This is a genomic window from uncultured Campylobacter sp. (assembly GCF_938045205.1).
GTDB lineage: Bacteria > Campylobacterota > Campylobacteria > Campylobacterales > Campylobacteraceae > Campylobacter_B.
Map to the genome: position 1 here is coordinate 1 of NZ_CALIMY010000121.1, position 23,751 is coordinate 23,751.

The 23,751-nt window shown below is 47.7% G+C and carries 22 protein-coding genes and 1 pseudogene; 11 read left to right on the plus strand and 12 right to left on the minus strand.

Translation table 11 applies throughout. The features are described from left to right. Positions 1 to 141 precede the first annotated feature (141 nt). The 3 genes from Q0198_RS07310 to Q0198_RS07320 form a co-directional block, all read right to left on the minus strand. Positions 142 to 1,527, minus strand: coding sequence for a DUF3137 domain-containing protein (locus tag Q0198_RS07310; protein ID WP_297896526.1), 1,386 nt, complete (start codon positions 1,525 to 1,527; stop codon positions 142 to 144). Positions 1,528 to 1,725: 198 nt separating this feature from the next. Next, positions 1,726 to 2,919, minus strand: coding sequence for a MalY/PatB family protein (locus tag Q0198_RS07315; protein WP_297896528.1), 1,194 nt, complete (start codon positions 2,917 to 2,919; stop codon positions 1,726 to 1,728). A 1-nt stretch (position 2,920) separates the two neighbouring features. Beyond that, the gene (locus tag Q0198_RS07320) at positions 2,921 to 3,763 is read right to left on the minus strand and encodes a DUF3737 family protein (protein WP_297896530.1); all 843 of its coding nucleotides are present in this window, start codon (positions 3,761 to 3,763) and stop codon (positions 2,921 to 2,923) included. A 70-nt stretch (positions 3,764 to 3,833) separates the two neighbouring features. Here Q0198_RS07320 and Q0198_RS07325 point away from each other — a divergent pair, with 70 nt between their 5' ends. After that, the gene (locus Q0198_RS07325; protein WP_297896532.1) at positions 3,834 to 3,995 is read left to right on the plus strand and encodes a hypothetical protein; all 162 of its coding nucleotides are present in this window, start codon (positions 3,834 to 3,836) and stop codon (positions 3,993 to 3,995) included. 189 nt (positions 3,996 to 4,184) lie between these two features. On the opposite strand, the gene Q0198_RS07330 is transcribed toward Q0198_RS07325, so the two are convergent. Further along, on the minus strand, positions 4,185 to 4,664 hold the full coding sequence (locus Q0198_RS07330) for a hypothetical protein (RefSeq protein ID WP_297896534.1): 480 nt from the start codon (positions 4,662 to 4,664) through the stop codon (positions 4,185 to 4,187). Between the two features lie 116 nt (positions 4,665 to 4,780). Between Q0198_RS07330 and Q0198_RS07335 the strand changes: the two genes are divergently transcribed. The 5 genes from Q0198_RS07335 (at position 4,781) to Q0198_RS07355 (ending at position 8,185) form a co-directional block, all read left to right on the plus strand. After that, positions 4,781 to 5,143, plus strand: coding sequence for a YegP family protein (locus tag Q0198_RS07335; protein WP_297896536.1), 363 nt, complete (start codon positions 4,781 to 4,783; stop codon positions 5,141 to 5,143). Further along, positions 5,144 to 5,590, plus strand: a complete 447-nt coding sequence (locus tag Q0198_RS07340) for a hypothetical protein (RefSeq protein ID WP_297896538.1) — start codon at positions 5,144 to 5,146, stop codon at positions 5,588 to 5,590. A 615-nt stretch (positions 5,591 to 6,205) separates the two neighbouring features. Continuing rightward, positions 6,206 to 6,676 carry a cyclic pyranopterin monophosphate synthase MoaC gene (gene moaC, locus Q0198_RS07345; RefSeq protein ID WP_297896540.1) on the plus strand — a complete coding sequence of 157 codons (471 nt, stop codon included), beginning with the start codon at positions 6,206 to 6,208 and terminating at the stop codon, positions 6,674 to 6,676. Beyond that, entirely contained in the window at positions 6,654 to 6,914 is a 261-nt protein-coding gene (locus tag Q0198_RS07350) for a DUF493 domain-containing protein (protein WP_297896542.1), read from the plus strand. The genes moaC and Q0198_RS07350 overlap by 23 nt, the downstream gene beginning before the upstream one ends. Positions 6,915 to 6,925: 11 nt before the next feature. Further along, positions 6,926 to 8,185 (plus strand): hypothetical protein, encoded by a 1,260-nt coding sequence (locus tag Q0198_RS07355; RefSeq protein ID WP_297896544.1) that lies wholly within the window; start codon positions 6,926 to 6,928, stop codon positions 8,183 to 8,185. Positions 8,186 to 8,617: 432 nt separating this feature from the next. Here the strand turns inward: Q0198_RS07355 and Q0198_RS07360 are convergent, their stop codons facing one another. Further along, positions 8,618 to 8,746: a hypothetical protein gene (locus Q0198_RS07360; protein ID WP_297896546.1), complete on the minus strand. Its 129-nt coding sequence runs from the start codon at positions 8,744 to 8,746 to the stop codon at positions 8,618 to 8,620. Positions 8,747 to 9,302: 556 nt separating this feature from the next. On the opposite strand from Q0198_RS07360, the gene Q0198_RS07365 reads away from it, so the two are divergent. The 4 genes from Q0198_RS07365 to Q0198_RS07380 all read left to right on the plus strand — a co-directional run bounded on the left by Q0198_RS07365 (position 9,303) and on the right by Q0198_RS07380 (position 14,596). Further along, on the plus strand, positions 9,303 to 10,112 hold the full coding sequence (locus Q0198_RS07365) for a M48 family metallopeptidase (protein WP_297896548.1): 810 nt from the start codon (positions 9,303 to 9,305) through the stop codon (positions 10,110 to 10,112). A 321-nt stretch (positions 10,113 to 10,433) separates the two neighbouring features. After that, a complete protein-coding gene (locus tag Q0198_RS07370; RefSeq protein WP_297896550.1) occupies positions 10,434 to 11,750 on the plus strand; it encodes a hemolysin family protein in 1,317 nt (438 codons plus the stop codon). A 178-nt stretch (positions 11,751 to 11,928) separates the two neighbouring features. Continuing rightward, the gene (fumC, locus tag Q0198_RS07375; RefSeq protein WP_297896552.1) at positions 11,929 to 13,356 is read left to right on the plus strand and encodes a class II fumarate hydratase; all 1,428 of its coding nucleotides are present in this window, start codon (positions 11,929 to 11,931) and stop codon (positions 13,354 to 13,356) included. Positions 13,357 to 13,753: 397 nt separating this feature from the next. Then, complete coding sequence (locus Q0198_RS07380) at positions 13,754 to 14,596, plus strand: hypothetical protein (protein WP_297896557.1); 843 nt, start codon at positions 13,754 to 13,756, stop codon at positions 14,594 to 14,596. A 387-nt stretch (positions 14,597 to 14,983) separates the two neighbouring features. Here the strand turns inward: Q0198_RS07380 and Q0198_RS07385 are convergent, their stop codons facing one another. The 6 genes from Q0198_RS07385 to Q0198_RS07410 form a co-directional block, all read right to left on the minus strand. Next, positions 14,984 to 17,500, minus strand: coding sequence for a molybdopterin guanine dinucleotide-containing S/N-oxide reductase (locus tag Q0198_RS07385; RefSeq protein WP_297896564.1), 2,517 nt, complete (start codon positions 17,498 to 17,500; stop codon positions 14,984 to 14,986). Beyond that, on the minus strand, positions 17,497 to 18,105 hold the full coding sequence (locus Q0198_RS07390) for a cytochrome C (RefSeq protein WP_297896565.1): 609 nt from the start codon (positions 18,103 to 18,105) through the stop codon (positions 17,497 to 17,499). Before Q0198_RS07390 ends, Q0198_RS07385 begins: the two co-directional genes overlap by 4 nt. A 20-nt stretch (positions 18,106 to 18,125) precedes the next feature. Then, positions 18,126 to 18,725, minus strand: coding sequence for a disulfide bond formation protein B (locus Q0198_RS07395; RefSeq protein WP_297896567.1), 600 nt, complete (start codon positions 18,723 to 18,725; stop codon positions 18,126 to 18,128). A gap of 1,024 nt (positions 18,726 to 19,749) precedes the next feature. Next, positions 19,750 to 20,262: a heme utilization cystosolic carrier protein HutX gene (gene hutX, locus Q0198_RS07400; protein WP_297896570.1), complete on the minus strand. Its 513-nt coding sequence runs from the start codon at positions 20,260 to 20,262 to the stop codon at positions 19,750 to 19,752. A gap of 217 nt (positions 20,263 to 20,479) precedes the next feature. After that, on the minus strand, positions 20,480 to 20,923 hold the full coding sequence (locus tag Q0198_RS07405) for a DUF805 domain-containing protein (protein ID WP_005872982.1): 444 nt from the start codon (positions 20,921 to 20,923) through the stop codon (positions 20,480 to 20,482). Positions 20,924 to 20,983: 60 nt separating this feature from the next. After that, a complete protein-coding gene (locus Q0198_RS07410) occupies positions 20,984 to 22,462 on the minus strand; it encodes an NINE protein (protein ID WP_297896572.1) in 1,479 nt (492 codons plus the stop codon). Positions 22,463 to 22,551: 89 nt separating this feature from the next. Between Q0198_RS07410 and tpx the strand changes: the two genes are divergently transcribed. Beyond that, positions 22,552 to 23,076 carry a thiol peroxidase gene (gene tpx, locus Q0198_RS07415; protein ID WP_297896574.1) on the plus strand — a complete coding sequence of 175 codons (525 nt, stop codon included), beginning with the start codon at positions 22,552 to 22,554 and terminating at the stop codon, positions 23,074 to 23,076. 275 nt (positions 23,077 to 23,351) lie between these two features. Here the strand turns inward: tpx and Q0198_RS07420 are convergent. Beyond that, a pseudogene (locus tag Q0198_RS07420) lies at positions 23,352 to 23,751 on the minus strand (hypothetical protein); the annotation flags it as partial.

A 23,751-nucleotide genomic window follows, 5' to 3' on the forward strand; every position in this document is an offset into this window, starting at 1 on the left:
CATTCATTTCCACGCTCAGCTACACGGCACATCTGTGCCGCTGCCACCAAAGCCTGCAATCCCGCGCGCTATGTCCTATCTGTGCGCCGCCACGGCCGTATGCAGTCGCCTCTGCCATACTCCACCACGCCGCCGCCTGCCTCATTCGTTCCAAATTTTGCGGTTCAAATTTAGCTCGCTAACGATACCCACAAGCGCGCCGATCTCATCTACGTAAAGCTCTATCGTAGCGTCCTGCTTTAGCGAGCAGTCGATTCTAGGCTCGAAATTATCGCGCCAGGTCTCGATCGCCACGTAAATTTTATCCTCCCTTAGCACCGCGTTTATCTGCGAGCCCAACCTTAGATAGACCTCCGTCAGTCGCTGCATCAAAAGCGGCGTCAAAGCGTATCTAGCGCCCACTTGATCGGTCGTATAGACGTCGAAAAACTCCTCAAATTTCACGTCGTCCATATTCGCTCGCTGCCCGTATTTGCGTAGATTTCGCGAGTTTTTGTGACACACCCGCACCTCGCAGTTAAGCCTTTTGTGAAAGTCTGCGACGAAAAGCACTCCTTGAAATTTTACGTCGGTGCGAGTGCCGTTTTTGGTGCGCACCTTTTCGGCGGCGTAAAAGTCGCTAAACCTCACGCGCACGCCCTGCACCTCCCCGCTCATCATATCCTCGCTAGATTGTTCGTTTATGTAGCAGTCGTAAATTTCAAAAAACTCATCCGTCCCCAGCCTGCCATTTTCATCGTAGTTAAGCCCGAAGCTTTTTGCGATGCTCGCGACGACCCTGTTTTTAAAATTTGATCTGAAATTTCGCCTTTTGCTCGCCGTCAAAAGAGCGCTCACGACGCCGTAAACGGAGATGCCGAAAAATATGCCGGGCGCTACTTCGTCCCAAAAGCGCGCCACCAGTGCGCCCACACTGGTCCCTACGACAGCAGCAATGAGACTGGCCTTTTTCACCGCTTTTTGCAGCGCCGCGCGCTCATCCTCCAGGCTCTGCAGATCGATGAAGAAGTTAAATTTTGATCCGGCTGCGCCGTCTTTCTCGCTCCCGCCCTCGCCTTCGGCGGCTTTGGGCTCAAACCTTCCGTAAGTAGCGCTCATGCGGCTGTCGCTGTCTTTAAAGCCGCTACCCTCGCCTGCTTCAGCTTTTAATACCTGCCCCTCTTTCGCATCGGCGCTAAAAATTTGCCCGTCTTGCGCTGCGCCCTGCCCTAGCGCGCCCATATCTTGCGCCGTATCAAAGCCGCTAAATTTATCAAAATTTGCGCGCTGTGCGCCCTCATTTTTGCCAAAGCTTAAGCCGCAAAATAGACGATAGAGCAGTCCGTTTAAAACTGGAAAGATGATGAAAAGCGCGACTATGAGCCAGTTTGTATCAAACGAGACGGGCTCCGCCCTGGTATTCAAAAATACATAGAGCCCGACTAGCAGCAGGGTTATCAAAAATGAGACGAGCTTGCTAATGCGCGCGAACTTTTCGCGCCGTTTTTCAAGCAGGTAAAGCTCCTGTAAATCGCCGTTTCTATCCATAATCTGCCTTTTGTAGCGCATTTAAGCGCCGATTTTTGCCGCGCGAATATTTAAATTTAACCGCGCGCCGCAAGTTTGATCGCCGCTAAATTTAGCGTAAAGTTCGCGCCCTGCCGCAAAATTTTAAAATTTGCTCCGTCGCTTTAAATTTGGTCGTTATAAAATTTTAAATTTCGTCCTTGCCGCGCCGCAGTTAGTTTAGTGCGGGCAAATCTTTAGCGCCTCTTTCAGCCGCCCTAGCCCGTCTTTTAGCAGTGCTCTAGAGGTCGCGATATTTAGGCGCAAAAATCTCTCGCCGCCCTTGCCGTATTGCGCGCCGCATGAGAGATACAGCCCCGTTTTTTCGCGGATGAAGCGTGCAAGCTCTGCGCTATCCTGCGTGTAAGCGCCCGCATCAAGCCACATCAGATAGGTCGCGTCTTGCGGCACGACGCGCACCTGCGGAAGCTCGCGGGCGATAAATTCCGCCGCGAATTTGCGATTTTCGCTGAGGTATTCGCGCAGCGCGTCCAGCCACGCGGCACCCTTCGTAAATGCGGCGATCGCGCCCTGGACGCCGAAAAAATTCGGCTCAGCGATGTCGTCAGAATTTAGCGCTTTTGAAATTTTATGACGCAAGCGCTTATCAGCGGCAAAGACCGCCGCGCTTTGCAGCCCCGCGATGTTAAACGCCTTCGTGGGCGCGATTACGCTGGCTGAGATCCTCTCGCAAGTCTCGCTCGCGGCAGCAAATGGCGTGTAACGCACGCCCGGCTCGGTCAGATCGCAATGCACCTCATCGCTAAGCACCGTCACGCCGTGCTTCTCGCACAGCTCGCCAATGCGGGCAAGATCGTCCCTACTAAAGGTGCGACCGACCGGATTGTGCGGGTTGCAAAGGATAAAAAGCGTCGTCTGCGGATCGGCAAGCTTAGCCTCCAAATCCTCCCAATCGATGCTATAATCGCCGCTAGCGTAGGCAAGTTCGTTTTCTACCGGCACGCGGGCGGCGTTTTTGATGCAGTAGTAAAAGCAGTTGTAAACGGGGCTCATCAGCAGCACGTTTTCGGCGGGCGAAGTAAGCTTGCGGATGATCGAATCAATCGCAGGCAGCGTGCCGCTAGCATAGATCAGCCACTCCTTTTGGATTTCATAATCGTGGCGCGAAAGCCACCAGCCTTGATACGCGCTGCGCCACTCATCATCCACAAGCGAATAGCCCAAAACCCGCTCATTTAGCCGCTTTTGCAGAGCCTCGATGATCTCGGGCGCTACGGCAAAGTCCATATCCGCGACCCACATCGGAAGCTCGTTCTCGCCTACGTCCCATTTAAGCGACTTCGTGCCGCGGCGGTTTGGCAGAGTGTCGAAGTCGTATTTCTCCTTGCCGCTTATAAAATCAAAAAGTCCCATCTTACGCCCTTAATTCAGTAATGATTTCAGTTTTAGACGCATCCGTTGCGCCGTCTAGGATCAGCTCGCCGATGCTTGCCGCGCGGATTAGCCCGCTGCTCGGATTTTTGACGCTATCGATCGCGCCTTTTACCTCGGCATGCACGTCGCTGTATTCAAACGCTAGCGTCGTATTTATGAGCTCGCAGTCTTGCAAGCGCAAATTTTGCATATAGCAAAAGCCCTGCAGGCTCTCGATCTTGCAATTTTTAAGCGTTACGTTTTTGGAATTCCACCCAAAGTACTCGCCCGCGATGAAGCAGTCCTCGATGAGGATATTTTCGCAGTTCCAAAACGCGTCCTTGGAGAGGAGCTTGGAGTTTTTGATCGTTACGTTTCTGCAGCCGTCAAAGCAGTAATCTCCGAAGAGCGATAGATTTTCGATGCTTAAGCTTTCGCAATCAAGGCCGAAATACGCGCCCTTTGCGGTGATGTTTTTCAGCGTGACGTCGCTGCAGTGCCACAAGGTCTCTTGCGCGTCATGAAATTCCACGTTTTGCAGCGCGGCGTTTTTTACGCGACGAAACCCTTTAGGCGCGCCGTAGAGGCAGTCTTTTAGCACCACGCCGCGGCTATACCAGATCCCTGCGCGCGCGATCTCATCAAAGAAGCAGTCCTGCGCGCGGATATTTTCGGCATACCAAAACGGATATTTCCACTCAAATTTACAGTTTTGCGCGACGATATTTGCGCTGTGTTTTAGCGGCGACTCGCCCTCGCCAAAGACGGAATTTTCGATCCGCAGATCCTTTGCGCCGAACAGCGCGCGCTCGCCGCTAAAGTGCTCTTGTTTTAATATTTGCATGGCTTTCCTTAGATTTAAAATTTGCTTCAGATTATACAAGGAATTTCAAAATTCCGCGTAGCTTAGGCGTATGAAACGCAAGCGAATTTTAAAAATTTTAAAATTTAGAGGCGGCGAGGGGCTAAATTTGACGCGCCTCGGTAGTGGTTACGAAACATATGCGGCGAATGCGCGGCAAATCGCAGGGCTTTTTATAATGACGTGCTTGCAAACGCCTATAAAGCGCACCTAGGTCGCTACGGCTAGCCGCGTATTCACGCAGGCATCCGTATCTGCCCGAGACGTGCGCCGCCCAAAAGACGCATAAAATTTATCGCAAGCGGCGCTTTAAAATTTATAAAATTTTCTCCGAGCAGCATGTAAATTTTAGCAGACGTCTCAAAGAAGCGTAAATTTTACCCCGCGCACAAACGGGGCGCGTCTAATGCTCGTGGTGATGCAAGTGCGTGTCTTCGCCGCGGTCTCGATCTGTAGCACGCTTTCGCAGATCAAAATACACAAAAAGCCCGCTAGGCTCGCCATCCTCGTAAATTTCAAGTTTGTAGCGCATTACGGCGTGCGTGCACACTGCAACATCAAGCGTCGCTTCATAGCCGTCTGCGCTGCGCTTTAGCGGGAATTCCGCATTGCCCATATTCATACTCACGCCCGAAATTTTAACGCTCGGATTTTTCAGCTCACGCGAAATTCCGCTTATTTTTAGCTCGTTTGCTCCCGCTTCGATCGGATGGCGCGCTACGCTAAAGAGCGCCTTCTGCCCGCCCGCGTTAGTCTCGCAGTCCTGTGCGGCTAGATTGCAGCCCAGACGCGTCCTTATGTCCTTAAATAATGCATCGCTCTCATCCGCGCTAAATCCTAAAGTAGCGGCGAAAATCAAGCTAAAACGTAGAGCCTTTATCATTATGATCCTTTGTAAATGAAATTTGTGCGCAATTTTAGCAGAAAATTCCGCGCCTATTAAAAATATTTATTAAAATTTTAGCTAAAATAACGATATCTTTTACGAAAGGATGGAAAATGGCTGAGTTTTTAATCAAAGACGCCAAGGACGGCTGCAAATTCGATCTACTCTATGACGGACACGTGCTATGTACTTCGGAGGTTTACACGAGCAAGGCCGCTTGCAAAAACGGCATCGAAAGCGTCGTAAAAAACGCCGCGCTAAATAAGATCGAGGATCAAATCGCGGGCGGAGAAAAGCTAAACAATCCAAAATTTGAGCTTTACACCGATAAAGCAGGCAAGGTTCGCTTCCGCCTAACGGCCAGCAACGGACAGATCATCGCCGTTAGCAAGGATTTTGAGGCTAAGGCGGACGCTCTAAAAGTAATAGAGCTTATCGTAAAACAGGCTCCGAAAGCCAAGATCAAGGAGGCGTAAATGGACATAAACGGACTTGTAAACATGGTTTCTGCGCTCAAAAGCGACGATAAAAATTTAAGAGAATTTCAAAGTGGTCCGGTCGCTTTTATCGAAAAATTTCTAGGCGTGGATCTGCCAGACGATCAGATAAATGCGATAATTGCGGGCATCAGCTCAAATTTTTTAAGCAAAAACGAAAGCGGCGGATCTAGCTCGCTAGGCTCGATGCTGGGCGGACTTTTGGGCGGCGGCGAGGACGTGCAAGCAAACGCCGTCGATAGCAAAGGCGTGGATTTTAGCGCGCTGATCGGCAAAATCGCAAGCGCCAAGCTCGACCTTAACGGCGACGGTAAAATCGATATCAACGACGCAAGTAGCTTTTTGGGCGATCTTTTAGGAGGCGGCGCAAACGGCGAAAATAAGGGGTTAAATTTAGACAGCCTGCTAAAAACGTTTAAAATTTAAACGAGCTAAATTTCAAACGCAGGCCGGATTTTAACGCGGCGATGTTTAAATTTGCGCGCGCTATTTTAATCCGTGCCTGCGTCGTTTAACGCTCGCGTGAAGGGTTAAATTTACGCTGCATTGCGCGCAAAAACCTCGCGCTTAATTAAGGCGGGCTCAAATTTAAAGCAAAAAAGGCATTGAATTTAAGCCGCTTCTTTGTAGCATTTTATTTATGCTGCCGCGACATAGCGCCCTGCTCCGCTCTTTTGAGCGTCTATATTGAGCCAAAATAGCCAAAAACTCTGCTTTAAATTTTATCTTTGCCATTTAGCGTCCGCTTCAAATTTAATCACTCTTTGGCTCGGTTTCATTTCGCTACTCATTCAAATTCCCGCGCAGCGCGTCAAAGCATATAGTCAAATTTCATCAAAATTTTAAAAACGTCTATAAATTAAACACGAAAGAGTCCGCCTAAAAAGGATATATTTTATTTCTATTTACTGTTTAGGTAGTATAATCGTTCTCGTCCGACAAGATAAAACCTCCTTTTGTATGAAGCCCGAGTTTAAAAGCTCGGGCTTTTTTTATGCCCGAAATTCTGCTATAATCCCGCCAAAAACTACAAGGAATTTTATGCTTTCACATATCGACGAAAACAATATGCCGCGCATGGTGGATGTCGGCGCCAAGGATGATAGCGAGCGCGTAGCCACCGCTAGCGGCATCATACGAATGAGCGCGGAGGCGTTTGCTGCCGTCAAGCAAAATACGGCCAAAAAAGGCCCCGTGCTTCAAACCGCCGTCGTTGCTGCGATAATGGGCGCTAAAAAGACAAGCGAACTCATACCCATGACCCATCCGCTTACGATTACTTCGATTAAAACAGACATTGAGGAGCTTACGAGCGAGTGCGCGTTTAAGCTTTTTGTAACTGTAAAAATCACGGGTAAAACGGGCGTCGAGATGGAGGCGCTAACGGGCGTGAGTGTGGGGCTGCTGACGATTTACGATATGCTAAAAGCGATAGATAAATCGATGCAGATCACCGACGTTGTGTTGCAGCGCAAAGAGGGGGGCAAGAGTGGCGTGTATATTAGGAGCTGAAAAACCAAAAATCGACTATCCGCTCTTTTGGGAATACAAAGTAGTCCTAGACGCGGCTACTCAAAAGCGTGAGCAGATCGATGAAATTTTAAAGGGCGAAGATTACAAAATAGACTTTTCGCGCTTTTCAAACGGCGGCAAATATATGAGCTTCAACGTAAGCGTTTTCATCAAGGACGACTTACATCGAAACGAAATTTTCGAGCGCCTAAAAGCCCACTTTAAATATGTATTGTGACAGGAGATGAAATGAAAGAAGCAATAATCAAAAAATTCGGCGCCGATCTCGCGCAAATTCCACAAGCCGAGCTAGCCTCATATGTGCAAGAGCTCGCCTTGCAAGAAGCCACGAAGGCTTTGTGTGAGCTTGACGACGAGAGTAAAAGCGCCAAAAGCACGCAATTAATCCTAGACTTCGCAGCCGAGTTAAAAGACGCGGGCGCGCTTAGCGATGAGACGGCAGAAGCCCTACTTAACGGCGTTAAAAAGGCGCTGTGTGACGAGGACGAGCAGGCTCTTTACAAGCTCATCTACGACTACGACGATCTGCGCAAAAAGATCGCTTGTAAGCAAAAGGCGATTAAAACCCTTGTTTTGCGCAGCTACGACGATCTGGATACCGCGCTGCAAAACGCAAGCGAAGCGGAGCTAAAAGAGCGCATAGGCGCGGCGCTACAGCGAGCGATTGCGAGTAAACTTCCGCTTGCGGACGTGCTGAAAGAAGCGAGTGAACTGGCCTTCATAAGCGTGCTCGAAAGCGGCACCGACATCGAGGACACCGCGCACGAGACGGCGAAAAACATCGCATTTTCGGCTATAGGCGACGGGGAATTTACGAAATTCCGTACAAAAGAAATTTCAAAAATCATCATAAATCGCGCGATTTTCGTCGCAAACGAGAGCAAAAATACAGCCTCTGCGCTGATTAGAGGCGCGATTTTAGGCTGCTACGACGGCATAAACAAAGCCGCCGAAAGATACCGTGAAGAGCTAAGTTTCTCGCCAGCAAGCGACGCACAGAGCTTAGAGAACGAAAGGCTTCAAATTTCGCAGATGAGCGAGCTATTTAGCGCCGTGCTAAGCGACGCGGTCGCAAGCTCGGAGGAGCCCGCTAAAAGCGAGATCGCCAAGATCGCCGATGAAGAATTCGGAGGCTATTTGGCTAAATTTAGAAAAATTTCAAGCGATCTTGCCGAGCAACTAAGCGCCAAAATCGGCGAGATCGAGCTTGGCGAGCGCGCGAAAAAGGCGAGTGCCAAAGCGCGCGAAATCACTCAAGAGCTGAGCCAAAAAAGCGCCAAAATCATCGAAAACCTCGATCTGGACGAGAAACTGGACGCAATCAAAAAAGAGCTCAGCGAATTTGAAAAGAAGATGAGCCAAAAATTTGCCGAGCTAAAAAGCTCCGACGTCGCTAAAAACGTAAGCGAAAGGGCGCGCGAGATGAGCGCTAAGGCTTACGAGGCCGCAAAAGAAACGATCGCCAAGCTAAAATACAAAAAGGACTAAATGGGCTCCGCAGGCGCAAAATCCCTAGCGGTAAACACTCAGCGCTCGCTGCTTTACGTTGCATAATTTACTCGCTTGCCTTAAAGTCTGCACCCTCCAAATAATGGAGCTTTCGTTAGAGTTTGCAAGGCCTGCGCAGAATTCTTTATGCGCTTTAACGGCGCTGTAAAATTCCATACTGATAAAGAATTTTACGAATTTTGCATAACTAAATTTGGATACGCGCTGCAAAATTCCGTGCCGCCAAAAATCCTACGGCGATGCGAGACCCCGGTCCAACCAAATCTTGCCGCAACTATAAAATTCTAAGTGTAAAATTTTATAGCTGACGCGGCACATATAAAATTCCAAAGCCGGCGCAGATTTTTAAGCTTGAAATTTCATCGTACAAATTTGCGTAGCAGAATTTTAAAATTCTAAACGCGTAAAATTTTAAAATTCCATCCAAAATGATACGGCGCGGTTTGCAGTTTGAAATTTTATCCCGACGCGCGTAAATGAAATTTCGCGAGATAAAATTCTACGAAAAGGCGTCTTGGCGTTTGGCATTTCTGCGATCATTTCAATTCCCACAACGAAATTTTATTGCAGCGCAAAATGCAATGTGAAGGGCTACCGCTAAGCTAACAATTAAAATTTTGCGTTGCAAAGATTAGCGCGGCTCATTTCGAATCATAGCGACATCCGAGCCCATTTTATCGCGCGATTTGATTGTGCAAATTTCAAATTGCTTTTATCTGCCCAAACTGAGCGCTTAGTGCAAATAAAATTTCGCCGGATTTATCGTAGCCTACGCAGCATAAATTTAAAACCGCGGCCCCAATCTCTGCTCTATTTAGGCGTAGAGGCACCTTGTTTATGCAACGCCGCGTTTAGATAAAATCACTACTTTCACATAGCAATGCCTCGTTTACGCCGCGATAAAATTCTGCGAAATCACCGCTAAATTTTATCGTTAAATTACAAAGCCCAATCCTATTTTAAAGGCGACGGGTGTTCTTAAATTTCACGACAAATTACAAATAGATCGCGCCTGCAAAATACGGCAATTCAAAATAAAATTCTAAAAATTTAATCAAATTTCGCTAAAATCGCCGCAAAATTTTAAGGAGAAAAGATGAAAAAAATAGCTCTTTTAATATCCTTTGCTGCGATGATGATTTTTACCGGCTGCGCGAGCACCACGCAAGGCGGTGCCGTAGGCATCGACCGCTCGCAATTCATCACCGTAAGCGAAGCTGAAATGGATCAAAGTGCCGCGCTTGCCTACAGGCAGATTACCGCCCAAGCAAACGCCAAACATGTCCTAAATACCGATAAAAAGCTAACTGATCGCGTTAGAGGCATCTCGAAGCGCCTAATCGCTCAAGTCGGCGCATTTCGCAAAGACGCACTGAAATGGAACTGGCAGGTAAACGTCATCAACGACCCTACGATCAATGCTTGGTGTATGCCTGGCGGTCGCATCGTCGTATATACGGGCATCATCGAAAAGCTTAAGCTTACCGATGCCGAGCTGGCTGCTATTTTGGGGCACGAGATGTCTCACGCACTGCGCGAACACAGCCGCGAGCGAGCCTCGACTGAACAGATGAAAGATGTCGGTATCGCCGTAGCAAGCTCCGCAGCAGGGCTTGGAGATCTAGGCTCAGCGGCTTTGAACATGGCGGCGCAGTACACATTCACGCTGCCGTTTTCGCGCACGCATGAGACTGAGGCCGATCTGATGGGCGTTGAGCTGATGGCGCGCGCAGGATACGATCCAAGGGCGGCGATAAACGTCTGGGAGAAGATGAATAAGCTAAATGAGAGCCATCCGCTTAAATTTATGTCCACGCACCCTTCAAACGACGATCGCATCGCCGATCTAAAAGAGGTGATGCCGAAAGTCTTGCCGCTTTACGAGGCTGCCACAAGAAATAGATAGTCTTGCGATTTAAAATTTCGCAAGAGTTTGCGCGCTAAGGCTTTTTAAGTAGCAGGTTTTATCGTCGCATTTAAATTTCTTAATGGGCTTGCGCGCGGCGCTAGGATTATCCGCCGCCGTGCCGAAGCTCTATCGCGATAAAATCTCGCTGAGACAAAGGCCTGCCGCAGCGCGAAATTTTAAATTACCGCAAAATTCTACGCACGGGCGCGAGGCATTTTCCACGCCTTTTGGATTTTAAAGCGTTTTTAGATATAATCATAAATATTTATTTTTAAATTTCAAAGGATAAGAAATTTGGACACGGACAGTTCGGTTTTAATGTTAGTTTTAGCTTTTGTATTCATCTTTATGAATGCTTTTTTTGTTCTTTCGGAATTCTCAATCGTCAAAGTAAGAAAGTCTCGCCTCGAAGAGCTTATCAAGGATAAAATTCCAAACGCAAAGCTCGCTTTTAAAATTTCAAACTCCCTTGACACCTATCTTAGCGCCACTCAGCTAGGCATTACGATAAGCTCGCTCGCCCTCGGCTGGATCGGTGAGCCAGCAGTATCGAGACTGATTGAGCTGCCGCTAAGATCCATCGGCATAGGCAGCGGAGCAGCGGCGCATACGATCGCCTTCGTCATATCTTTTACGCTCGTTACGCTATTTCACGTCGTGCTCGGCGAGCTGGTGCCAAAATCCATCGCTATTGCTAAAACCGAGAAGATCGTGCTTTTCATCTCTAGACCGCTTCATATTTTTTGGATTATGTTTTTTCCGATCATCAAGGCGTTTGACTTCATCGCCGCCGTTTCACTTAAAATAATCGGCGTAAAACCCGCTAAAGAGAGCGAGCTCGCGCTTTCTGACGAAGAGATCAAAATCATCGCAAGCGAGAGCCTAAAGGGCGGCGTGCTCGATAGCCTAGAGACCGAGATCATCAAAAATGCCGTCGATTTCAGCGACACGGTCGCTAAAGAGATAATGACGCCGAGGCGCGATCTCATATGCCTAAATAAGCAAAAAAGCTACGACGAAAACTATGCAACCGTATTGCAGTCGAAATTTACGCGCTTTCCATATATCGACGGCAGCAAGGATAACGTCCTAGGCCTCATCCACATCCGCGACATCATCCAGCAAAAGGGTGAGCGAAGCTTCGATAAGATCGTGCGCAAACTCATCATCGTGCCTGAAAACAGCCCGATCTCTAAAATTTTACCGATGATGAATAAACAGCGTATCTTCGCCGCGCTCGTTATCGACGAATACGGCGGTACGGCGGGATTTTTGACGATGGAAGATATAATAGAAGAAATTTTTGGCGACATCAACGACGAGCATGACGCGAATGCACAAAATTTCAAACGTATCGACGAGAATACCTTTGAGTTTAGAGGCCGCTTCGAGATCGAAGGCGTCGAGGAGGTGATGGGCATCGACTTTGATGAGGAGACCGAGCAGCTAACGATCGGCGGCTACGTCTTTAATCTCTTCGGCAGCCTACCTGAAATCGGCGATAAAATAAGCGATGAAAACTGCGATTACGAAGTGCTGCGAATGGATGGCACGAGGGTCTCGCTAGTAAAAGTCACCAAAAAGTACGAGCGGGAGTTGCGCGATAAAGATGATGCTCTGGGCGAAGCGAAATAAGCACCTTTAGTTTAACTGTGTAGTAAGAATGCCCCATCTTGGCGAGATTCTAGTAAAATTTTAATATCGCTAATTTAGGGCCGCCTTTCTCGTCGCAAGAGAAATATTACGATTTAAATTCAATTATAATTTATATATTGATTTATAATTTTAAAAACTTCTTAGGAAAGGATTAATTATGGAATTTCGTATCGAAAAAGACACGATGGGTGAGGTGAAGGTTCCGAATGAAAAATATTGGGGTGCGCAGACGCAGCGCAGCCATGAAAATTTCGAGATCGGAGTGGGGCTGGAGACGATGCCGCGAGAGGTCATAGATGGTTTTGCCTATCTAAAAAAGGCGTGCGCGCTTGTTAATCGTAAGCTAGGCCGCCTAGACGAACCTCGCACTGAGGCGATCGCGCAGGCGTGCGATGAAATTTTAAACGGCAAGCTGGACGGAAATTTCCCCCTAGTCGTGTGGCAGACGGGCTCGGGTACGCAGTCGAATATGAATCTAAACGAGGTCGTTTCAAACCGCGCGATGGAGATTTTGGGGCTAAATTTCCGCGATAAAGCTGCGCTGGACGTTAAAGACGCAAAATTCGTGCATCCAAACGATCACGTAAATAAAGGCCAGAGCTCAAACGACACCTATCCTACGGCGATGCGAATAGCCTTTGTGCTCGAGCTTCAAAAAAAGCTACTACCCGCTATCGAAAAACTTGAAGCGACGCTGGATAAAAAGACCGCCGAGTTTGCGAGGATCGTAAAGATCGGCCGCACTCACCTGCAAGACGCCACGCCGCTCACGCTCGGGCAGGAATTTAGCGGCTACGCGCATATGCTAAAGGCGAGCAAGGCGCAGATCCTCGCCACTATGCCGTTTTTGCAGGAGCTTGCTATCGGCGGCACCGCGGTGGGCACGGGGCTAAACTCGCACCCGAAATTTAGCGAGATGGTAAGCGACGAGCTAAACGCGCTAACGGGCACGGCGTTTAAATTTAAATCCCATCCGAATAAATTTCACGGCCTAACCAGCCACGATGCCGAGGTGTTTTTAAGCGGCGCGCTAAACGGTCTGGCGGCGAATTTGATGAAGATCGCAAACGACGTGCGCTGGCTATCAAGCGGGCCAAGATGCGGTATCGGCGAGATAAACATCCCCGAAAACGAGCCCGGAAGCTCGATAATGCCGGGCAAGGTAAATCCGACGCAGTGCGAAGCCGTCACGATGGTCGCCGCGCAGGTGATGGGCAACCACGTCGCGATCTCCATCGCCGCAAGCCAGGGCAACTTCGAGCTAAACGTCTTTAAGCCGGTGCTTACGTACAACCTCATCCAAAGCATCCGCCTGCTAAGCGACGCTATGAACAGCTTTGAGAAACACTGCGCATGCGGTATCACGGCAAACGCCGCGAAAATCGACAAGCTACTGCACGAAAGTCTAATGCTAGTAACCGCGCTAAATCCGCACATCGGCTACGCAAATGCCGCCAAGATCGCCAAAACCGCGCACCATAACGGTACAACGCTGCGTGAGGAAGCGATAAAATCGGGCATACTAACCGCCGAGGAATTTGACGCGTGGGTGGTGCCTGAGGATATGATCGCGCCGAAGGAATAAATTTTAGTTGCTTGATTTTTTGGGCTCGGCGGAATTTGCACGTTTCGGTAAAATTTGATCGCTTCGGTGGAATTTGATTATTTCGATAAAATTTGATTATTTTGCGTGACGTGCTTGCTTTGCGCGATTTCGTAGAGTTTGCTTTAAAGCGATTTCGCCGAGCTTTCTTTAAAATCCGCAAATTTGAAAGCGAAATTTGCGGATTAAATTTATTTTAGTAATGCAGCTCTTTAGGTTCGCCAAAATAGCGAAATTACCGAAGCTAAAGTCGTCTTCCGAAGCTAAAGTCGTCTTTTGCCTTTAAATTTCTATTCGTCACTTCACGCCTCGCTAAACGCATATCGAAACTGCAGTTAAGATAAAATTTTAAATACTTCGTAAGCGCTCAAAGGATAAAATGCGCCAAAATTTTACAAATGGGAATTTTATGCGAGACTACGACAAAGAGCCATTGATCATAAACGATTACACCGTCTATCATGTATTTTCTTGGAATATATTTACTTGCATATTGTGTTTTTTGCTTTTAAGTTATGATCTGATTACTACCGGCACTACGGGAAAATTTAGCGCTTTCGGTATCATTTCTTTAATTTTCGCGACATATACTTTCATACGATTTAGGATTTCGGCAGAGCAAAATTTTTCCAAAAATCCGAGCTATTTTTATTTTTCAAACAGCCTGATCCGCTATAACGGAAATATGAAGATAAAAAATAGTATAATCTCCGAAACTAAGATAGCCCCAGCTCCGTCCGCAAATATATCTAGCGTTCATTTCTGCGTAGTATGCGAATTAGAAACCTCCTACGGCAGGTTTCATTATTTAAGCTCGTATGAGTTATATAGATATTCAAGTATAGGCGTTCATATAGGCAAACTTGTTCTTTATATAAAGCATCTAATGCTATATTTTATATTTGCTCTGCCGTATAAAATTTACAGACTCAAAAAGAGCTCGGAGCCCCTTTGGTTACTAAAAAGAAATTTCGTCATCAAATTTAATAACAGAAATTTCTTTTTAGTAAATGCGGTATCTGCAAAAGAGTATCATGAGCTACTGCAATATTTCAAGGCGCTAAACGTAAAAATAGAAGATCGGACCGACTTTATACCGCAGGCTCAAAATAGCAGCTATTTCACCGATAAAAACGAAATTTACAGAGACGATTTTAGCGATACGCAAATTCCGAAGAAAAATTTTAAATGGAAGCTTAGGCGGTTTTTTAGTTTGGATTAAAATTCTAGTTCAAACGGCAAGTTCTTAAATTTAGCGAGAATTTCACGAGCAAATAGAGAGTAGAGCGGCGAGGCAAATATTGCTCGCTGTTATCTCCAGCCTGCCGCAACTCAAAGTTACGATAAGTCAAATCAACTCAGTCATCACTGCAAGCGCAAGGTTATAAAATTTAAATCAGCTCTGCGACCTATCGTTGAAGTCGCGAGGCTGTAGCAAGCAAATTGGTCCCGATACACAGCCGCGACTATATAAAGCCGCGGCAAGTCGAAATCGATATACCTCGCCGTAGCAAAACCACGGCGAGTTTGGCTAAAGCCTGTAGAGGATCGGCGTATCTAGTCCAAGCCAGCAATGAGCCAGTCTTAAACCCCAAACCGCCCACAATCCTTACTTCGCCCCTTTAGGCGGCATAAACGCGGTTAGTTTGATATCCTCGCCCGCCTTGTGTTTATAAAGCTCGATATTTACTAACACCGTGTGCGCGATGTTGCCGTTGGCAAGCTCGCTCGTAGGAAGATCGATCGTAAGCACGTTCGGATTTCCGTTTTTGCAAAGCCCCTCGGCATTAGGATCGTACCACGCGCCTTCGAATATCTGCACCACGCCGCGCATTATGTCGTCACTTACATTGGCTCCCGCTAAAATTTCGCCGCGAGCGTTATACACGCGCACCAGATCGCCCTGCTTTATGCCGAGCTCTTTAGCGTCCTCGGTATTTATTAGCACCGGCTCGCGATCCGCGACGGCGTATCTCTTGCGATTTGAGGTGTTGCTCTGCTGCGAATGCAAGCGATCAAGCGGATGCAGGCTAAGCAGATGAAATTTCGCAGGCTTATCCTTCATCCCGAGCCACTCGACGGGCTCAAACCACATCGGATGCGCGCCGCAGTCTTTGTAGTTCATCGCTTCTATCGTATCGGAGTAAATTTCAATTAGCCCGCTAGGCGTTCCTAAAGCCTCCAAAACGGGATCGTTTCTAAAATCCTCAAAGCTCACGTAGGCGGCATTCTCTGGCGTCTCGTAAAATTCCGTCGGCTCGTTTTTCTCCCACCACTGCTCAAAGCTCGGCATCTGTATTCCCAAAGCGGTGTTTGCATTCACGGCGCTAGCTGCCCCTTCGTAAAATTCTTTGATCCAATCCATCTCCGTTTTGCCGCCGTCCGTATAAGCCTCGGCAAGTCCGTCTGCGTAAGCCTTGCAAAGATCAGTAAAAATTTGATAATCGTCCTTCGCGCCGTGCTGCTTAGCGACGACCTGCTTCATCGGGATGATATGCATATTGGAGTAGTCCCCGCTCATCGTGATGTCGTTGCGCTCATACTCCGTCGTGGTCGGGAACACGATGTCCGCCATCTTCGCAGTCGGCGTCCAGTAAATTTCATTTACTACGATGGTGCGCGGCTTGCGCCAAGCTTTGATGTTAGTGTTGGTGTCTTGATGGTGCACGATAGGATTTCCGCCGACCCAGTAGATAAAATCGATCTTCGGATAAGTGATCTTTGCGCCATTCGCGTCGATCGTCTTGCCCGGATTTAGTAGCGCGTCCGCGATACGAGCTAAAGGGAAAGCGACCTTCGCCGTATTTACCAGCCACGCTTGAGTAGCTTCACCGCCTTGCTTCTGATCCTGCGCAAGCCCTAAAAATTTGCCGTCCTTAACGACTCCGACGCTTGCCGCGTTCATTCCGCCGATCACGCCGCCCGCGCAGGTAGGCGCGCCGCCGTTAGCGTAGTGGTAACTAAAGCCGAAGCCTCCTCCTGCAAGTCCGATCTGTCCTAGCATCGCGCACAAAGTTACGATCATCCAGTGCGCCTGCTCGCCGTGATGAGCGCGCTGGATACCCCAGCCCGCCATTATCATCGTGCGGTTTTCGTAAAATTTTATCGCAAGCTCTTTGATCACGTCCGCGCTAATGTCGCAAATTTCACTAGCCCACTCGGGCGTCTTAGCCACGCCGTCGCTCTGCCCCGTGAGGTACGGTACGAATTTTTCAAAGCCCACGGTGTAGTTTTGTAAAAATTCCTTATCGTACTTGCCCTGCGAATAGAGGTGCTGCGCCATGCCTAACATCATCGCTACGTCGGTGTTCGGGCGAGGGGTGATCCATTTCGCCTTGCCCTCGAAATACTTGCCGCTTACGGTTTTGATCGGATCGATGATGATGATCTCTTTGTCGCTATTTTTTAGCTGCTCGAAATACTTAAATCCCTGCTCATCCGAGCTCGTCCACGCTACGCGAAGCGTAGAGATCGGATTTAGACCCCAAAAGACCACGACTTTGGAGTTTTCAAGTACTACGGGCCACGAGGTTTGCTGCTCATAGACCTGGTTTGAACCCGTTACGTGCGGCATTATGACCTGTGCCGCGCCCGTGGAGTAATCGCCCGTGACGCCCGTAAAGCCGCCGGTTAAATTCATAAATCTATGAAGCAGCGTCCTTGAGACATGCACGTTGCCCGTGCTCTGCCAGCCGTAGCTGCCCGCAAACACCGAGTCCGCACCCTTTTGCTCGCGCGTCTTTTTAAGCTCGCGCGCGACGAGCTTGATCGCGTCTTCATATTTTACCTCGACCCATTCGTCAAGCCCTCGAAGCTCAGGCTTGGGATTATCGGGATCAGCGAGATATGATTTTCGCACCATCGGCGCCTTGACGCGCGTGTTATAAACGAGATCCGCCATCGTATTTTGAAGAGTATTGGGAATTTTAGAGGTGATCTTCCACGGCGCAGATTTTACGATCTTGCCGTTTTTAACGCTCGCTTTTAAAATTCCCCATCGCGCCGCGGTTAAAATTTCGCCGTTTTTCTTAAGCGCGGTGAGTTTATCCGCCGCGAGCATCGAGCTTGGTATCAGCGGAAGCGCCGAGACCGCCGCGCCGAGCTTTAAAAAATTTCGTCTTTTCATTTCATATCCTTTAAATTTACATCTTTGGAGTGCTTTTGTAGATACTGCACCACAGTCCAGCTCTCGTCTTTGCTAATAGGCGTGCGCGAAAGCATCGATTTGATGTAGCCCGGCCATCTGTTGGCTTCATAATCGGCGGGCTGGTGCAGAGCGTGACAGACGCTACACGAGGCTTCAAATTTCTCCTTAGCGCCCGCGAAAATTTTATCCACGTCGCCGCTTAGCGCGCCCTCGTCGGTGTAGGCGGTTATTTTAACCTTATTAAAGCCGTCCTCTTCGCCCAAGCTCTCGCTTTGGAATTTAGCCTGCTTCGAAAACGCCACCGCGATTATGCGCGCTTTAGGCGTGAAATAAATAACGTTCGGCGCCTTTGGATTTTGATAGCCGATGAGCGAAAATTTCACTGCTCCGTCCTTGACCTCCAAGACCTCTATGGCATTCGTAGGTAGCAGCCTGCCGTCCTTATGCGACAAATCGCCGCTTACGCTTACCTGCTTTAGCACCGTGCCGTAAAGCGTCTCGCCCGCCTTAACCTCGGCGCCAGCGTAGCTTGCGATCACAGCCGCAAGAGCCGCCGCAGCCGCAATAGAATTTAAAAACTTCATGCTTATCCTTTCTTAAAATTTTAAAAACTTCTCGTAAATCTGCCGTATAAAAAACTCGCAAACATCACGGCCAAAACAGCCGCGAATGCCGCAAACGCTACCTGCGCGCACTGCGCCGCGTCTGCAAATTTAATGCTCGGCACCAGATAAAATCCCTCGCCGTAAAATCCGCCGAAAAAGCTCTGCACATCGCTAAGTGCGGTGCCTGTGGGAAAGGACGGAGTACCCGTGCAGCTTGCGGGGCGAAATAGCTCCGGCAGCAGGCTATCAAGCGGCGCCGCAAAAGGAAAAGCGGGTGCTGCGAGGCAATTTGCCGTATCTGCGGCGGGGTGCGACGCGGAGCTTTGTAAATAGCCGTATATCGCGCCCGCAAATCCGAGCGCATAAGCAACGAGCCTTGCTATGAAGCCAAACGGCAGCAGCAAGCCGATGAGTGCGCCCACGCCCGCTACGGCAAAGCCCAGACGCACGAGGGCGCTCATCTGCGTAGGCGACATAAAAAGGTAGCGCTGAAAGAAAAAATATGATGTCGCAAGATAGCCTGCGCTTATCACAAAGAGCCAAAACCACGGCGTAGCGGTATTTTGCCACGCGTAAATCTTTAAGATCAATCTATTCAAGATCTCCTCCGTCTTATAAAATTCTTAAGAATACTTTTTAATCTTAAGATTTAAATTTATGAGGGAATTATAGCAATAAAAGATAAAAATTCAGGTCTGTATTGCCCTAAATATCGGAGTTTTATAAGCTTTAAGCTTAACGTATAAAATTTCAATTTTAAAATTTGACGCTCCTTGCGTGGCGGCGGAAAGTTTTTGAGATATGAAATTAAAATGGTAGATTTTATAAAATTTTATCTTTGTCGGGATCTGTTTTGAGGAAAAATAAAATTTTGATCCGAAGTAGGGCGGTTTTATCTAGGTCGCACGCCTTTCTTTAAAAAAGAGTGGGCGCAGGGCAGAAAGGAGAGCGAGGCAAGACGAGATGCGGCAGAAGATAGGTGCGGTAGAACGGAACCCTGCGCGACAAGATAGAATAAAGCTAGCGGCGCGGCGCAAATTTTAAAATCATGCGCGCTTAAAATTGTGATCACCCGAAGTTGCGCTCGATCAAAACAGCCCGTGATCGAAATTTACGCCTTACGGTGGCGCGGCGCAGCAAATCTAAAATTTAAAATTTAAGGCCGCTAAAAAGCCGCTGCACAAATCCTCCGACTAAATTTTATCCGTTTAATTCGCCCTGCCGCAAGCCCGTTTAAATTCAAATTCTCTGCGCCCGAGATACTGCGCGCGCTTGGGATGAAATGAAGAAAAGGACGATCCTGCGTCAAATTCAAAAAAACAATTCCCGCGCGCTAAAGTCAGTTTGGTAAATCAAACCGACAAGATCGATTCTGAATGAAGGCGGCGAGAAAAGGAGGCAATTCTGCGCCGCAGATCAAAACCATAAATACGCATAGGCGGGAGATAAAGAGAGCGCAGCGCGGATCGATTTTGAGCGCAAACGCGCAGTGGTGCGCGCAGTGTTATTTTGCAGTAGAATTTTACGGATTTGATCTCGCGCGCAAAAGGCGAGATCAAGCTCAAATGCCCGCGCAAGGGCAAAATTTTACGCAAACCGCGCAAGAGCGGTCTTGCGCGAGCGCTAAATCGCGGCTTTTAACGCTTCAAATTTCGCGTCTTGCTCGGCTAGCAGCTGTCCTTTCTCATCGCGCGAGACGTAAATTTTAAAGATATTCTCGCCCGCCTTGTCGTAAAAGCCCACGAATTTCGAGAGCATCCCCATGAAAGTCTGCGTCACGAGGATAATCTTATCGATCTCATCCGTCTTTAGATGACCCCCCAAAATGCCCAGCCCATGCGCCTCATCGCCGTTTGCACCCATGCCGAAATTATAATATCCGCGCGCGCTCTTGCCGCTTGGGATCTTGGTTTTAAACTCGATGATGAAGCTCGGCGTATTTTTTACAAAAAGCACCTCACCCCAGCCCTCAAGCTCCCTAATGACCTCGCAGAATTTATCGCCGCCGGCGCTCTTTCCGAAGCGCTCGGGCAGGTTTAGCAGCACGTCGATCTCCTTGGCGCCGAGCTCCTTGCAGATCTGCGCAATCGAAATTTTAGGGTTTTGCGCAAACAGCGCCTCGATTCTCTCTTTCATTTTCATCCTTTCTAAAATAAAATTTTAAGCGCCATTATAATATAAAAATTCTAAGTTACAGATAATGGCAATCAATTAAAGAGGATTTGAAAAGCTTATTCTAAGAAAAATTGAGCGCTACACAGTGCTTATGCATAGAATTTTAAGTGATAATACAAAGAATTTTATCTGCACGGAATTTTATAATTCTAAAATTCCGCAAATCTTTAGAGCTTTATCATAGCGGATCGTATCCGAAGCGATTGGACCCGCTATCGCCGCGCTGCACGAAAAACACAAGCAGCACTATCCAACCCACAAATGATACCAAAAGCCCGATATCGCCGAAAAAAGCACCCACGATCGGCGTTAAAATAAGCAGAAAAAACCAGCCGCTTCTATCGGTGTCATGTAGTCGCCTGACTGATACGGCGATGGCTGGCACGAGCATAGCTAGCTGAAAAAGCGCATCTATAATGCCGATTTCTTGATGGACGATTTTGCCGGCTATTATTTGATTATACCCTATCGTAGTGCCTAAAACGCCATCTATCAAGCTCAAAACAATCCCGCCAAGCACGGTAAATAGAAAAAACCACCAGTACTCCGACCTCGATGCTCGCCCGCTAAATGCGGCGTATTTTTGCTTTACGCAAGTTTGCACAGACTCCATAAAAGTCATTTAAAACTCCTTTTTTAAAATAATATAGGATTATACTAATCGCCCCTTAAATTTAAATACCTAAAACTCCCGCCCGTTCATCTGCCTTACGTGATACGCCAGATGCACTAGGCCGTAGCCGCCTTTTGAAGCGGTAACCTCCCTAGTGCCATAAACCGCCGAAACATTTAAAACTACCGAAGCTAACCACCCTATGGCAAATACTAAAGCGAAAAGCTGCGAGTCAAGCGCTATCAAGACTAGAGTTACTATCTCCGTAGCTGCAATAACATAAAACGCTCTTAGATAGTTTTTCTCTCCGCTACAATCATAAAGCTCTTTACTAACTAGCAGCTGATAGATCAGATATACCGCTGTGCATACACAATAAATGCTTATCATAAAAACTGATGGTTTAAACAATTCAAATCCTACAAATATAGTACTTACTGCGCTTATAGCCGAGGAAACCCCGACTAACACGGCGTTTGATAGCAGATCGGTGCTGCGTATAGCGCGCGCTAAAAAATATAGCCCCACAGCTAGGCATATCATAGATATAAGTCCGACGCCCTCCAACGCACCCACTTTATCTACATTCTTGATATATCTGCCTACCGCATTTAACGCCTCAAGCCCAAACGCTATGTAAAGGGTAGTTTTGGCAGTAGATAGATTTTCGCTCTGCTCTTTAGCGTCATCCGCATAAACATACAGGATTGCTCCCGCGCCTACGGATACATTTAGCTTTCGCACCATATCAGGCAACCTAAAAAAGTCGCTAATAAGCCAAATTAAAAACAAAACATTAGGCACCGAGAAAATAACCATAAAATGAAAAAAGCCCTGTTCTATATCCTTTAGGTCTGATGCTTGCACTCCTAAATCCGGACGAGACGAGTTTATAAGCGCCAACAGCTCGTTACCTTCTATACTCGTCCACATGACAGTAACCACTACTAAAAAAAGCCAGATGAGAAATGGCAGCCCGCCTAAAAGCTGAAAAATCGCAGAGATTATACGCCCAAGATAAAATCTATGCGCGCCGAAAGGCCCTAGGAACATATAAAACGCGTAGGCTTTATTTAGATCGTAAGCCCTAGTTGAGCTTTGCGTAAAGTTAATTCTATCGGAATTTAAGGAAGCTGAATTTTGCCAAGTGGAATTTTGCTCCACAAAATTCTGCGAGTTCGCAGCATTTTCGGTAGAATTCAAGCCTTTGGCGTTAGAATCTTGCTCGCTAGAGCCTGTCGCAGCAGAATCTCGCAAAATAGAATTTTCTTCATCCAAGCCTTGAGCTGCAAAAGCTAAATTTTGCTCCGCAGAATTCTGTGGAGTAAAATTTTGCCTTATGGAAGTGGAATTTTGCTCTATAGAATTCTGAGCCGTGGAATTTTGCTCGCTAGTATCATCCGCCGCAAGTTCTTCTTGCGCTAAATCTAAATTCTCAGATTGCTCCTGTGGCTTCTCATCCAGGGGCTTTTTTTCTTCGCCGCTTTTACGTCTTATGCTGGCTAGCGACGCAGGATTGCTGCTGCTGCCCCAAATATCTTCGCCCATCTGCTCTCCTTGATTTTTAAAGCAATTTTACCTGAAATTTAAGGAATTTTTGTATATTCGCCGCTACAAATTCAAAACAAAGGACAAAAATGCCAACAGTAACATTTCAAGGAAAGCCCGTAGAGTTAAGCGGGCAAGAGATAAATCTAGGCGATCGCGCGCCGCAAGTGCGCTTAGTAGCTCAAGATCTAAGCGAAATTGAGATCGCTAGCGGCAAGCACGTGCAAATCATAGTCGCTGTGCCATCGCTAGATACGCCCGTCTGCGCGACGGAGGCACGTAAGTTCAACGAGCGCGCCGCATCGCTTCCTAACACTGAAGTAATCGTCGTTTCGATGGATTTGCCGTTTGCGATGGGGAGGTTTTGTACGACTGAGGGAATCAAAAATCTACGCGTTGCAAGCGATTTCCGCGATAAGGAATTTTGCCGCCGCTACGGCACCCTAATCGCCAGCGGTGCATTAGCAGGTCTTAGCGCCAGAGTGATCTTCGTCATAGATACCGCAGGCGTTGTGGTTTATAAAGAGCTCGTAAGCGACATAGCCTCTGAGCCCGACTACGACGCAGCCCTAGATTTTGCAGAGCTCGTCGCTCGCAACAGCTGCTCTAACTGAGCAAGATAATAGATCCAAGGTTTGGATAATTTTAGCCTCGCTTTAGTTCACTACTTTAAGCAAATTTGCCCTACTGCAAGTAAAAAACGAAGTAGGGCGCTTAAAATCCACTTCAATTTTACATTTTGATTTTACGCTTTAATTTTCGCTCCAGCGTACGCAAAGCTGTTAACGCACAGTAATAGTAAGCGAATGAGAACAAAATTTATAGGATTACTCGCCGCTAGATTTTAAATTTAGCAGCAGCGAGAGTTAAAATTTTAAAATTTGCTCGCTTAGCCACTCCGCGCGATAAATTCGCTAAAAGTTATCTCACTGGCGTGAAATTTAACTCCGAGCGAGGCGAGTTTATCTTGCAACGGCAGCGCCAGCTCCTCTATGCCGTTAAATACGCAAAGCGGCAAATTTTGCGTCCTATTTTTAGTCGCCGCAAAGCTCTCGTCGTCAAAAAATTTCTTTAAAAACACGAGCGTTTTTACCTTATCCTCACCCAAGTCCAGGGTAAAAACGCTGAAATATTTATATTCGGGCTCCTCGCGCGCTTCATCTTTCCGCGCGTAATTGTCCGCCAGCTCGCAGTAAAATTCGTTGTTTAAATCCGTAAACGGCGCGATCGCTTCAAGCGAGCACGGTTTTTTAAGCACAGCAAGGGCGGCCAAAATTTCTTCAAATTTA

What these genes read in the sequence shown, in the direction of transcription:
- Q0198_RS07310 (WP_297896526.1), bottom strand. Translation starts at nt 1,527, where the DNA reads ATGGATAGAAACGGCGATTTACAGGAGCTTTACCTGCTTGAAAAACGG.
- Q0198_RS07315 (WP_297896528.1), bottom strand. Translation starts at nt 2,919, where the DNA reads ATGGGACTTTTTGATTTTATAAGCGGCAAGGAGAAATACGACTTCGAC.
- Q0198_RS07320 (WP_297896530.1), bottom strand. Translation starts at nt 3,763, where the DNA reads ATGCAAATATTAAAACAAGAGCACTTTAGCGGCGAGCGCGCGCTGTTC.
- Q0198_RS07325 (WP_297896532.1), top strand. Translation starts at nt 3,834, where the DNA reads ATGAAACGCAAGCGAATTTTAAAAATTTTAAAATTTAGAGGCGGCGAG.
- Q0198_RS07330 (WP_297896534.1), bottom strand. Translation starts at nt 4,664, where the DNA reads ATGATAAAGGCTCTACGTTTTAGCTTGATTTTCGCCGCTACTTTAGGA.
- Q0198_RS07335 (WP_297896536.1), top strand. Translation starts at nt 4,781, where the DNA reads ATGGCTGAGTTTTTAATCAAAGACGCCAAGGACGGCTGCAAATTCGAT.
- Q0198_RS07340 (WP_297896538.1), top strand. Translation starts at nt 5,144, where the DNA reads ATGGACATAAACGGACTTGTAAACATGGTTTCTGCGCTCAAAAGCGAC.
- moaC (WP_297896540.1), top strand. Translation starts at nt 6,206, where the DNA reads ATGCTTTCACATATCGACGAAAACAATATGCCGCGCATGGTGGATGTC.
- Q0198_RS07355 (WP_297896544.1), top strand. Translation starts at nt 6,926, where the DNA reads ATGAAAGAAGCAATAATCAAAAAATTCGGCGCCGATCTCGCGCAAATT.
- Q0198_RS07360 (WP_297896546.1), bottom strand. Translation starts at nt 8,746, where the DNA reads ATGATCGCAGAAATGCCAAACGCCAAGACGCCTTTTCGTAGAATTTTA.
- Q0198_RS07365 (WP_297896548.1), top strand. Translation starts at nt 9,303, where the DNA reads ATGAAAAAAATAGCTCTTTTAATATCCTTTGCTGCGATGATGATTTTT.
- Q0198_RS07370 (WP_297896550.1), top strand. Translation starts at nt 10,434, where the DNA reads ATGTTAGTTTTAGCTTTTGTATTCATCTTTATGAATGCTTTTTTTGTT.
- fumC (WP_297896552.1), top strand. Translation starts at nt 11,929, where the DNA reads ATGGAATTTCGTATCGAAAAAGACACGATGGGTGAGGTGAAGGTTCCG.
- Q0198_RS07380 (WP_297896557.1), top strand. Translation starts at nt 13,754, where the DNA reads ATGCGCCAAAATTTTACAAATGGGAATTTTATGCGAGACTACGACAAA.
- Q0198_RS07385 (WP_297896564.1), bottom strand. Translation starts at nt 17,500, where the DNA reads ATGAAAAGACGAAATTTTTTAAAGCTCGGCGCGGCGGTCTCGGCGCTT.
- Q0198_RS07390 (WP_297896565.1), bottom strand. Translation starts at nt 18,105, where the DNA reads ATGAAGTTTTTAAATTCTATTGCGGCTGCGGCGGCTCTTGCGGCTGTG.
- hutX (WP_297896570.1), bottom strand. Translation starts at nt 20,262, where the DNA reads ATGAAAGAGAGAATCGAGGCGCTGTTTGCGCAAAACCCTAAAATTTCG.
- Q0198_RS07405 (WP_005872982.1), bottom strand. Translation starts at nt 20,923, where the DNA reads ATGACTTTTATGGAGTCTGTGCAAACTTGCGTAAAGCAAAAATACGCC.
- Q0198_RS07410 (WP_297896572.1), bottom strand. Translation starts at nt 22,462, where the DNA reads ATGGGCGAAGATATTTGGGGCAGCAGCAGCAATCCTGCGTCGCTAGCC.
- tpx (WP_297896574.1), top strand. Translation starts at nt 22,552, where the DNA reads ATGCCAACAGTAACATTTCAAGGAAAGCCCGTAGAGTTAAGCGGGCAA.